Annotated in this window: 9 protein-coding genes and 1 pseudogene; 3 read left to right on the top strand and 7 right to left on the bottom strand. The window is 61.4% G+C overall.

Features of this window, described 5'->3' with window-relative positions; genetic code table 11:
- Window positions 1–69 precede the first annotated feature (69 nt).
- From sutA to glnK, 4 genes are all read right to left on the bottom strand, one after another.
- Entirely contained in the window at window positions 70–402 is a 333-nt protein-coding gene (sutA, locus tag GIW04_RS02850) for a transcriptional regulator SutA (protein ID WP_034134050.1), read from the bottom strand.
- Between the two features lie 102 nt (window positions 403–504).
- Window positions 505–930, bottom strand: coding sequence for a secondary thiamine-phosphate synthase enzyme YjbQ (locus GIW04_RS02855; protein WP_003195429.1), 426 nt, complete (start codon window positions 928–930; stop codon window positions 505–507).
- A gap of 209 nt (window positions 931–1139) precedes the next feature.
- On the bottom strand, window positions 1140–2477 hold the full coding sequence (locus GIW04_RS02860; protein WP_020302863.1) for an ammonium transporter: 1338 nt from the start codon (window positions 2475–2477) through the stop codon (window positions 1140–1142).
- A 34-nt stretch (window positions 2478–2511) separates the two neighbouring features.
- Window positions 2512–2850: a P-II family nitrogen regulator gene (gene glnK / locus GIW04_RS02865; protein ID WP_002555808.1), complete on the bottom strand. Its 339-nt coding sequence runs from the start codon at window positions 2848–2850 to the stop codon at window positions 2512–2514.
- Window positions 2851–3272: 422 nt separating this feature from the next.
- On the opposite strand from glnK, the gene GIW04_RS02870 reads away from it, so the two are divergent.
- Both GIW04_RS02870 and GIW04_RS02875 read left to right on the top strand, forming a co-directional pair.
- Window positions 3273–3536: an accessory factor UbiK family protein gene (locus GIW04_RS02870; RefSeq protein WP_003195432.1), complete on the top strand. Its 264-nt coding sequence runs from the start codon at window positions 3273–3275 to the stop codon at window positions 3534–3536.
- 155 nt (window positions 3537–3691) lie between these two features.
- Window positions 3692–5188 carry a YifB family Mg chelatase-like AAA ATPase gene (locus GIW04_RS02875; RefSeq protein ID WP_120247462.1) on the top strand — a complete coding sequence of 499 codons (1497 nt, stop codon included), beginning with the start codon at window positions 3692–3694 and terminating at the stop codon, window positions 5186–5188.
- Window positions 5189–5310: 122 nt separating this feature from the next.
- Here the strand turns inward: GIW04_RS02875 and GIW04_RS31415 are convergent, their stop codons facing one another.
- From GIW04_RS31415 to GIW04_RS02885, 3 genes and pseudogenes are all read right to left on the bottom strand, one after another.
- Window positions 5311–6171: a methyl-accepting chemotaxis protein gene (locus tag GIW04_RS31415; RefSeq protein WP_437180736.1), complete on the bottom strand. Its 861-nt coding sequence runs from the start codon at window positions 6169–6171 to the stop codon at window positions 5311–5313.
- Between the two features lie 42 nt (window positions 6172–6213).
- Window positions 6214–7287, bottom strand: a pseudogene (locus tag GIW04_RS31420) (Cache 3/Cache 2 fusion domain-containing protein); the annotation flags it as partial.
- 176 nt (window positions 7288–7463) lie between these two features.
- Complete coding sequence (locus tag GIW04_RS02885) at window positions 7464–8384, bottom strand: LysR substrate-binding domain-containing protein (RefSeq protein ID WP_120247461.1); 921 nt, start codon at window positions 8382–8384, stop codon at window positions 7464–7466.
- Window positions 8385–8536: 152 nt separating this feature from the next.
- Here GIW04_RS02885 and GIW04_RS02890 point away from each other — a divergent pair, with 152 nt between their 5' ends.
- Entirely contained in the window at window positions 8537–9940 is a 1404-nt protein-coding gene (locus GIW04_RS02890; RefSeq protein ID WP_120247460.1) for a NorM family multidrug efflux MATE transporter, read from the top strand.
- The last annotated feature ends 287 nt before the right edge of the window (window positions 9941–10227 follow it).

Here is a 10227-nt window from a genome sequence, read left to right on the forward strand (position 1 = left end):
AGATTTAATTCCAGACATGAAAAAGCCCGCAGCGACGGCGGGCTTTTTATTACAAGCAGGAGGCAGACCTCAGATAGGTCGGCTGCCGTACTTGTTATCCGGCTTCTTCGGTGGATCAGCCACCACGTTGGCCTCGACTTCCTGCACTTTGCCGCCTTTAGCGAGGAACTCTTCCATCGCACGGGCCAGGGCATCGCGCTCTTTGTTCTTGGCTTCAACGCTCGGCAACTCGTCTACCGAAACAGCCGCCTTGGCTTTGCCTTTGGCTTTGGGAGCCGCGTCATCGCCCACACTGTCATCGGGGTCGCCAGCAACGTCTTCGGCCGCTACTTCAAGACCTTCTTCGGTGTCGTCTTCATCACCTACTTCGAGGTCGTCTTGTTCCAGATCATCGTCGCTCATGTTCTACCTCATGACTTGCGAAAAGCAGATTAGTTATAGCCCAGCTTCACCCTCTGTCGAGGTCACTGGAAAAAAATCAACATCCACTGAATAGCCAGTGGCTTATGCCCCTTCACCGTGCAAGGTGGCGAGGACTTTACGAGCACCGCCATGATCACGGTGCTCGCCCAGATAAACACCTTGCCAGGTCCCTATCGCCAAGCGGCCGGCCTTGACCGGCAAACTCAGCTGGCAGCCCAGCAGACTGGCCTTGAAGTGCGCCGGCAGATCATCCGGACCTTCGTCGTTATGTTCAAACCCTGCGCGACCTTGTGGCACCAGCAGGTTGAAAAAACGCTCGAAGTCACGGCGAACCGCCGGGTCGGCATTCTCGTTGACGGTCAACGAGGCCGAGGTGTGCTGCAGCCACAGATGCAACAGGCCCACACGGCACGCCTTCAATTCAGGCAAGCCGGCAAGCAACTCGTCCGTTACCAAGTGAAAGCCCCGGGGCTTGGCCCGCAGGGTAATCAGGGTCTGTTGCCACATACAGTTCTCCGCCCATCGGCGCGCATTCTAGCGCGCTCTGAGAAAAAACAAAGGGCCGAATACGCCTTCATGCCTGTAAGACATTTGCACCCTTAGAAGTGCTGTGTGGATCCCATCACAAAGTCGATAAAAAACCCATGCACCTTTAGCCACAGACAAACGCCAGGCAAAAAAATGCCCGGCAAGCCGGGCATGTTTTTTTCGCCTGGTTACAAGTTGTAGCCGCGCTCGTTGTGTTGCGCCAGGTCGAGGCCAACCGCCTCTTCTTCCTCGGTGACACGCAGGCCCATGACCATGTCGAGCACCTTGAGGATGACGTAGGTCACGATCGCCGTGTAGATCACGGTGAAGCCCACCCCTTTGCACTGGATCCATACTTGGGCTGCGATGTCGGTCACGGTGCCGAAGCCGCCCAGTGCAGGGGCTGCGAACACACCTGTGAGGATCGCACCGACGATACCGCCGATACCGTGCACGCCGAAAGCGTCCAGGGAGTCGTCATAACCCAGCTTGCGCTTGAGGCTGGTCGCGCAGAAGAAGCACACCACACCAGCGACCAGGCCAATCACCAGAGCGCCCATCGGGCCCACGGTGCCCGCTGCTGGCGTCACGGCGACGAGGCCGGCGACCACGCCCGAGGCGATACCCAGTGCGCTTGGCTTGCCGTGGGTGATCCACTCGGCAAACATCCAGCCCAAGGCCGCAGCTGCTGTAGCGATTTGAGTTACCAGCATCGCCATGCCCGCGGTGCCGTTGGCCGCCGCGGCGGAACCGGCGTTGAAGCCAAACCAGCCGATCCACAGCATGGCCGCGCCCACCAGGGTATAGCCCAGGTTATGCGGGGCCATTGGGGTGGTCGGGAAGCCTTTGCGCTTGCCGAGCACGATGCACGCCACCAGGCCAGCCACACCCGCGTTGATGTGCACAACGGTGCCGCCAGCGAAGTCCAGCACGCCCCAGTCCCACATCAGGCCGCCGTTGCCGCTCCAGACCATGTGCGCAATCGGCGCGTAGACCAGGGTGAACCAGATAGCCATGAAGATCAGCATCGCGGAGAACTTCATACGCTCAGCGAAAGCACCGACGATCAGCGCCGGGGTAATGATGGCAAAGGTCATCTGGAAGGTAATGAACACGGCCTCCGGAAACAGCGCCGCCGGCCCGGTGATGCTGGCCGGGGTAACACCCGCCAGGAACGCCTTGCCCATGCCGCCGAAGAAGGAATTGAAGTTGACCACGCCTTGTTCCATACCGGTGGTATCGAACGCGATGCTGTAGCCGTAGACGACCCAGAGGATGCTGATCAGGCCAGTGATGGCGAAGCACTGCATCATCACCGACAGAATATTCTTGGAGCGGACCATGCCGCCGTAGAACAGCGCCAGGCCAGGGATGGTCATGAACAGCACCAGCGCGGTGGCAGTGAGCATCCAGGCGGTGTCGCCGGAATTGAGGACTGGAGCAGCCACTTCATCTGCCGCCATGGCCAGGCTTGGCATTACGATGGACAGCAGGGCTCCGAGCCCTGCGAATTTACGCAGAGTCATATTGTTTTCTCCTGGGGCGTTGGGGTTTGGCGGCTTAGATTGCGTCGGTATCGGTTTCGCCGGTACGGATGCGAATAGCCTGTTCCAGATTGACCACGAAGATCTTGCCGTCACCGATCTTGCCGGTGTTGGCCGCCTTGGTTATCGCCTCGATAACCCGATCAAGATCCTTGTCGTCAATGGCGACATCGATCTTCACCTTCGGCAGGAAATCGACCACGTATTCCGCGCCGCGATACAGCTCGGTATGACCCTTCTGCCGACCGAAGCCCTTGACCTCAGTAACGGTAATGCCCTGCACGCCGATCTCGGACAGTGACTCGCGAACATCGTCCAACTTGAACGGCTTGATGATGGCAGTGACTAGCTTCATGAAAACTCTCTCCCGAATTTGGTGGACTTGCCCCAGGAAAACAAACCCGTCTCAAGTCTAAGCGCAGTGCCTGGCTTTGTAACGCATCGTCGCCTCGGCATTTGCCGTCGCGACGCCAGCGAACCACTGGTGACGAGCCCTGTACCCGGATCCGTCGGCGCACTGCATTCGTCACAGCGACTGCATCAGTGCATGGGTCATGATCGTCTAAGCAGAAACCTTGCCAGCTCCGTAAAAACCACTGAAATCAATCCATTGCCCGCTTGTGCCCACCTACGGGGCGCCTGCGCGGCCGCAATGCGCATCAAAACAGTGCGCGGCCGCCCGCCCCAATGCGCGAAAACCGTGCGCAGCAGGGCGTAAAAATGACTATAGACGCTGCGTGATACACTGCCGGCCAACTGTTTTCCGGAATATGTCCAATGCTCGCGCCCAAAGACTTCCTCGACGCCCTGAGCGGCCACGCCTCTCGCCTGTTCAGCGGTGACACCCCGCTGCCCCGCAATGAAATCGAAAGCCAGTTCAAGGCTTTGCTACAGAGTGGTTTCAGCAAGCTCGACCTGGTCAGCCGGGAAGAGTTTGACAGCCAGATGGTGGTGCTGGCCCGCACACGTGCGCGGCTGGAGAGCCTGGAGGCGAAGGTGGCTGAACTTGAAGCCCGGTTGACGCCACCTTCTGCTGAGTGAACGCGATTGTTGTGGGAGCTGGCTTGCCTGCTCCCACACTTGTTTTGCGTTGCCGCCCGGATACGTTCTGTAAAACCTCCCCCGCCCCGCTCCATCCCACCTCGTCTACCCTTGAAAAAACCGCAGGAAGCGGCCCTTTCATTCAAGGAACGAGCATGTCCCTCGCCATCGTCCACAGCCGCGCCCAGGTCGGTGTAGAAGCCCCCGCCGTCACCGTCGAAGTGCATATGGCCAATGGTCTGCCGTCTCTCACTCTGGTGGGTTTGCCCGAAACCGCAGTGAAGGAAAGCAAGGACCGCGTGCGCAGTGCCATCCTCAACTCGGCGCTGCAATATCCGGCCCGGCGCATCACACTCAATCTTGCGCCCGCCGACCTGCCCAAGGACGGCGGGCGTTTTGATCTGGCGATTGCCCTGGGCATCCTGGCGGCCAGTGTGCAAGTGCCGGCGTTGATGCTCGATGACGTGGAATGCCTAGGGGAATTGGCGCTGTCCGGCGAGGTGCGCGCGGTGAAGGGGGTATTGCCGGCCGCGCTGGCAGCGCGCAAGGCCGGGCGCACCGTGATAGTGCCGCGCGCCAATGCCGAGGAGGCGTGCCTGGCGTCGGGGTTGAAGGTGATTGCGGTGGATCACTTGCTGCAAGTTGTGGCGCACTTGAATGGGCACGCGCCGATTGAGCCATACAGGTCCGACGGCTTGCTGTACTTGAACAAGCCTTACCCGGACCTGAGTGAAGTACAGGGCCAACTCGCGGCCAAGCGTGCATTGCTGATCGCGGCGGCGGGCGCGCATAACCTGTTGTTCAGCGGGCCACCGGGCACCGGCAAGACTTTATTGGCCAGCCGGCTGCCGGGCTTGCTGCCGCCGTTGAGCGAGCAGGAAGCACTTGAAGTGGCCGCTATCCAATCCGTAGTCAGCCTGGCCCCTCTGAGTCATTGGCCTAACCGCCCGTTCCGTCAGCCACACCACTCGGCATCCGGGCCGGCGCTGGTGGGTGGCGGCTCAAAGCCACAACCGGGGGAAATCACCCTGGCCCATCACGGGGTGTTGTTCCTGGATGAGCTGCCAGAGTTCGATCGCAAGGTGCTGGAGGTGCTGCGTGAGCCATTGGAATCTGGGCATATCGTAATCTCCCGCGCCCGTGACCGTGTGAGTTTCCCGGCGCGCTTTCAACTGGTCGCGGCGATGAACCCCTGCCCTTGCGGCTACATGGGCGAGCCCAGCGGGCGTTGCCGGTGTACACCGGAGCAGATTCAGCGCTATCGCAACAAGCTCTCCGGGCCGTTGCTGGACCGGATTGATTTGCACCTGACTGTCGCGCGGGAGGCCACTGCCCTGAGCCCCACCCAACAGGCGGGCGATACCACGGCCGATGCCTCGGTGCGGGTAGCGCAAGCACGCGAGCGTCAGCAGCGACGCCAGGGGTGTGCCAATGCTTTTCTGGACCTGCCGGGGCTGCGCCAGCACTGCAAGCTGCCAAAGGTCGACGAGGGTTGGCTGGAGACCGCCTGCGAGCGACTGACACTGTCACTGCGGGCGGCCCATCGGCTGCTGAAGGTGGCGCGCACCTTGGCGGACCTGGACCAGATGGACGCCATCACCCGTGACCATCTGAAGGAGGCCCTGCAGTACCGCCCCACATCCGTGACTTGAGCCTTACGCAATATCAATGTGGGAGCGGGCTTGCTCGCGAATGCGGAGTGTCAGTCACCCATTTGCTACTGATTTACCGCATTCGCGAGCAAGTCCGCTCCCACCATTTGATTGGTGGTGCCTCAACGAAACCGATCCACCTCATGGCGCAAGCCTGCTGCCAAGGTCTCCAGTTCCTTGGCGGTAACCGCCAGGTTCGACACCACTTCACGCTGCTCGCTGTTGGCCAGGGCAATGCTCTGAAGGTTGGCGCTGAGCAAAGTCGCGGTGCTGCTCTGCTCTTGGGTGGCGGTTGTGATCGCAGCAAACTGCTGGCCGGCCGAGCGACTCTGCTCGTCGATACGCGCCAGGGCCGAGGCCACGTCGGCGTTGCGCGACAGGCCTTCCTGCATCAGCGCATTGCCATGCTCCATGGTGCTGATGGCGTTGCCGGTTTCCTGCTGGATGCTCTGGATCATGCCGGAGATTTCATCGGTGGCCTGGCGGGTACGCGAAGCCAGGTTGCGCACCTCATCAGCGACCACGGCGAAACCACGGCCTTGCTCACCGGCACGGGCGGCTTCGATGGCGGCGTTGAGCGCCAGCAGGTTGGTCTGTTCGGCGATGGCGGTAATCACGCCGACGATCCCGCCGATTTCCTGGGAACGCTGGCCCAGGGTGTTGATCACGGCAGCGGTGCTGTTCAGCGCGGTGGCGATATGTTCCAGGGACGATGAAGCCTCTTGCATCGAGGTACGGCCGATACGGGTTTGCTGGGCATTCTCTTGAGCCAGGCGCTCGGTGTTGCCCATGTTGTCGGCAATGTTCAGCGAGGTAGCACTGAACTCTTCCACCGCACCGGCCATGCTGGTGATCTCGCCGGACTGTTGCTCCATGCCTTCGTAGGCACCACCAGACAAGCCCGACAACGCCTGGGCGCGGCTGTTGACCTGTTCGGCGGCAGTACGGATATGCGACACCATGGTCGACAGCGCTTCGCCCATCTGGTTGAAACTGCGCGCCAACTGGCCGATTTCGTCATGGCTGGACACGTTGAGGCGCGCACTCAAATCCCCCGCGCCCAGCGCCTGGGCCTGGCGCACCAGTTCGCTCAATGGCGCCAGCTTGCTGCGCAACAGCCACACCGTGGCGCCCACTGCCAGCAACATCGCCAGCACACTGCCGATCACCAGGCGGATGCCGACTTCCCAGGTCACGGCGCGAATCTCAGCCTTGGGCATGCTCGCTACCACCGCCCAAGGACCGCCTTCGAACGGCACCGAGACGCTATAGAAATCTTCGTTCTTGTCACTCCAGAAACGGCCTGCACCCGGCTTTCTCGCCAGGTCGAGCATCACGGCAATCGCCTGATCCGGCGCTTGCACGCCAGCTGGCGGCACCAGCCAGTGCTTTTGCTCATCGAGCAGCGCGAGGGAGCCGGTCTGGCCAATGCGGAAGCGCTTGAGGTTTTCAAACTGGGCGTTCTGGGCATCGGTGTAATCGAAACCGATGAACAGCACGGCAATGACCTGGCCACTGCTGTCACGCACGGGGCTGTATTGGGTCATGTAGGAGCGGTCAAACAACACGGCACGGCCGATGTAGGTCTGGCCACTCACAACGCGCTGGTAGGCCGCGCCCTGACGGTCAAGTACGGTGCCAATGGCGCGATTGCCATCCTGCTTGGTCAGGGAGGTGCTGACGCGGATAAAGTCGTCGCCGCTGCGCACGAACACCGTGGCCACGCCGCCGGACATCTGCTTGAACTCATCCACTTCTTCGAAGTTGTTGTTCAGCACCTCGTTGCCCAGATAGAGGCTCGGCGTCTGCACGCCGGCCACGGCCACGGGCTGGTCCGCACGCACACTCAAGCCTGCGCCGAAACGCTTTTCAAACAGCCCGCTCAAACGCTGAGTGCTTTCGCGCAAGGTGCTGTGGAAGGTGTTGAGTTGGTCGGCGAGCAAACGCGCCTCGCTGGCCAGGTGTTCCTCGCGGGTGGCGAGGTTGGCGGAGTCGAGGGTACGCAAGGCAAAGACCGTACTGCCGCTGATCACGACAGCGAGAATCACGGCGAGTGCGAGGCCTAACTGGGAGGCAATCCGGGCACGGGGTTGAGACATGACAGCTCCTGGCCGAGGCCAGGATCATCCTGATCTCATAGCGCTGCTCGGCAAATTATCTAGTGGGAAACGATGATGCACGATGGTTCCAACCCCCTTCTTCGGCGGCATTTGGCAATACTTGAGCGAATCACAGGGGTATCCCGCAAACGATTGCACTAACAACTCGCCGCCACTCAATCGAGGCGTTCAACCTGGGGCAATTCCATCGCCTTGACTTCACCTTGAAGAAATTCCGCCAGCCGTCGCAAACGTTCCCCACCCGGGCGGGTTTTCGGCCACACCAGGTAGTAGCTTTCCCCACTGGCGACCGCCGTAGGCCACGGCAGGCTCAAGCGCCCCTGTGCCACGTCTTCGGCCACCATCAGCAAATCACCCATGGACACGCCATAGCCTCGGGCGGCGGCGATCATGCCCAGCTCAAGCGTGTCGAACACCTGCCCACCCTTGAGTGAAACCTGAGACGACAGCCCCATGCGCTGCAGCCAGTAACGCCAGTCGCGGCGGTCCGGGGTCGGGTGCAGCAGTTCGGCGGTTGCCAACCGCGTCACGTCCCAGGGACCGTCGTCCAGCAGATTGGGCGCTCCCACCGGGATGAGCATTTCCGCAAACAGATAACTGGCCTCCCAGTCCGCCGGAAAGTGCCCGTTGCTGAGCAACACCGCGCAGTCGAACGGTTCTTGGTTGAAGTCCACTTCATCGATGCTCATCCACGCACTGGTGAGCTGCACCTCATTGCCCGGCTGCAAGGCACGGAAGCGACTCAGCCGCGCCAGCAGCCAGCGCATGGTCAAGGTGGACGGCGCCTTCATACGCAGGATGTCATCTTCGGCATTCAAGGTATGGCAAGCACGCTCCAGGGCAGCGAAGCCTTCCCGTACGCCAGGCAGCAACAAACGCGCCGCTTCCGTGAGCTGCAACGTGCGACCGCTGCGCTGGAACAATCGGCAGGCGAAATAATTTTCGAGCGTACGGATATGCCGGCTGATCGCACTTTGGGTAATCGACAACTCCTCAGCCGCGCGGGTAAACGAGTGGTGGCGGGAGGCGGCTTCAAAGGCCCGCAAGGCGTAAAGAGGAGGAAGACGACGGGACATTCTGAAAGCTCCGGCTGCGCAATCTGGAAACCCTACCAGAATCGCTCAAGCATGAGTTTTAATCATGCCAACGATCGCTTTTATCCTTTTGTGCAATGCGCTGAATGCGCCGAGAATCAACCCTTCGCCACCTTCCTGACTATTCGAGTGTGATGATCATGCAACATCCGGCACGTACCGAACTCTGGGCCATTCTGCGGCTATCGGGGCCGTTGATTGCCTCACAGTTGGCGCACATGCTGATGGTGCTGACCGACACCCTGATGATGGCGCGCCTGAGCCCCGAGGCTTTGGCGGGCGGCGGCCTGGGCGCGGCGAGCTATTCGTTCGTGGCGATTTTCTGCATCGGCGTGATCGCAGCCGTGGGCACCCTGGTCGCCATTCGCCATGGCGCGGGCGATATCGACGGCGCCACTCGCCTGACCCAGGCCGGGCTGTGGCTGGCGTGGTTGATGGCGCTGGCGGCGGCGTTGCTGTTATGGAACTTGAAGCCGGTACTGCTGATGTTCGGCCAGACCGAAACCAACGTGCAAGCAGCCGGGCAGTTCCTGACGATCCTGCCCTTTGCCCTGCCCGGCTACCTGAGCTTCATGGCCCTGCGCGGCTTTACCAGCGCCATCGGCAAGGCCACTCCGGTGATGGTGATCAGCCTATGCGGCACCGTGGTCAACTACCTGCTCAACCATGCGCTGATCGAAGGCATGTTCGGCCTGCCGAAGCTGGGCCTGATAGGCATTGGCCTGGTGACCGCCATCGTCGCCAATGGCATGGCGTTGGCATTGATGTGGTACATCCGCAGCAACCGCGCCTACGCCGCCTACCCGCTGGGCACCGGCCTGCTGCGCCTGAATACCCACTACCTGCGCGAGCTGTGGCGCCTGGGCCTGCCGATTGGCGGCACCTATGCGGTAGAGGTCGGGCTGTTTGCCTTTGCGGCGTTGTGCATGGGCACCATGGGCAGCACGCAGTTGGCGGCGCACCAGATCGCCCTGCAGATTGTGTCAGTGGCCTTCATGGTGCCGGCGGGGATGTCCTACGCGGTGACCATGCGCATCGGCCAGCATTACGGCGCCGGGCAGTTGCTGCAGGCACGCCTGGCCGGGCGGGTCGGCATAGGATTCGGCGCCATGGTGATGCTGGGATTTGCGGCGGTGCTGTGGCTGTTTTCCGACCCGCTGATCGGGCTGTTCCTCGACCATGACGACCCGGCGTTCCATGACGTTATCGTGCTGGCGGTGAGCCTGCTGGCCGTCGCCGCCTGGTTCGAATTGTTCGACGGGGTGCAGACCATCGCCATGGGTTGTATCCGTGGCTTGAAGGACGCCAAGACCACCTTCCTGGTGGGGCTGGGTTGCTATTGGCTGATTGGTGCACCGTCAGCCTGGTTGATGGCGTTCACCCTGGGCTGGGGGCCAACCGGCGTCTGGTGGGGCCTGGCACTGGGCCTGGCGTGTGCGGCGGTGAGCCTGACCTGGGCGTTTGAGGCGAAGATGAAGCGGATGATTCGGCAGGAGCCGGATGCTCGTGTTGGTTTCAAAGCGGCACTGCCTGACTAGCGAGTGTACGCGGTCCATGTGGAGGCTGGCTTGCCTGCGATAGCGGTAGTGAATCCAACACCGCCATCGCAGCATAGGATCTACACAACTTTGTGGGTTGTAACAGCAGACGGTAACCACGATGCGAAGCGAGCCGCTCTTGATCTGCTTTTGATCTTAGGCGCCCCGTCAAACCACGCTGGCCGGAATTCGACAGTGATTTGGGGGGTAAACCGGCAGGGATGCCGGTTTAGCCGCCCCGCGCCATGGATGGCGCGTGGCGGCGGCCCCCCAAATCACTGGCGGAT

Source organism: Pseudomonas sp. PA-4-8C, assembly GCF_021606625.1.
In the GTDB taxonomy this organism is placed as follows: domain Bacteria; phylum Pseudomonadota; class Gammaproteobacteria; order Pseudomonadales; family Pseudomonadaceae; genus Aquipseudomonas; species Aquipseudomonas lactis.

Coding starts and splice junctions, on each gene's coding strand:
- sutA (WP_034134050.1), bottom strand. CDS start 402: ATGAGCGACGATGATCTGGAACAAGACGACCTCGAAGTAGGTGATGAA.
- GIW04_RS02855 (WP_003195429.1), bottom strand. CDS start 930: ATGTGGCAACAGACCCTGATTACCCTGCGGGCCAAGCCCCGGGGCTTT.
- GIW04_RS02860 (WP_020302863.1), bottom strand. CDS start 2,477: ATGACTCTGCGTAAATTCGCAGGGCTCGGAGCCCTGCTGTCCATCGTA.
- glnK (WP_002555808.1), bottom strand. CDS start 2,850: ATGAAGCTAGTCACTGCCATCATCAAGCCGTTCAAGTTGGACGATGTT.
- GIW04_RS02870 (WP_003195432.1), top strand. CDS start 3,273: ATGCTCGCGCCCAAAGACTTCCTCGACGCCCTGAGCGGCCACGCCTCT.
- GIW04_RS02875 (WP_120247462.1), top strand. CDS start 3,692: ATGTCCCTCGCCATCGTCCACAGCCGCGCCCAGGTCGGTGTAGAAGCC.
- GIW04_RS31415 (WP_437180736.1), bottom strand. CDS start 6,171: ATGGGCGAAGCGCTGTCGACCATGGTGTCGCATATCCGTACTGCCGCC.
- GIW04_RS02885 (WP_120247461.1), bottom strand. CDS start 8,384: ATGTCCCGTCGTCTTCCTCCTCTTTACGCCTTGCGGGCCTTTGAAGCC.
- GIW04_RS02890 (WP_120247460.1), top strand. CDS start 8,537: ATGATCATGCAACATCCGGCACGTACCGAACTCTGGGCCATTCTGCGG.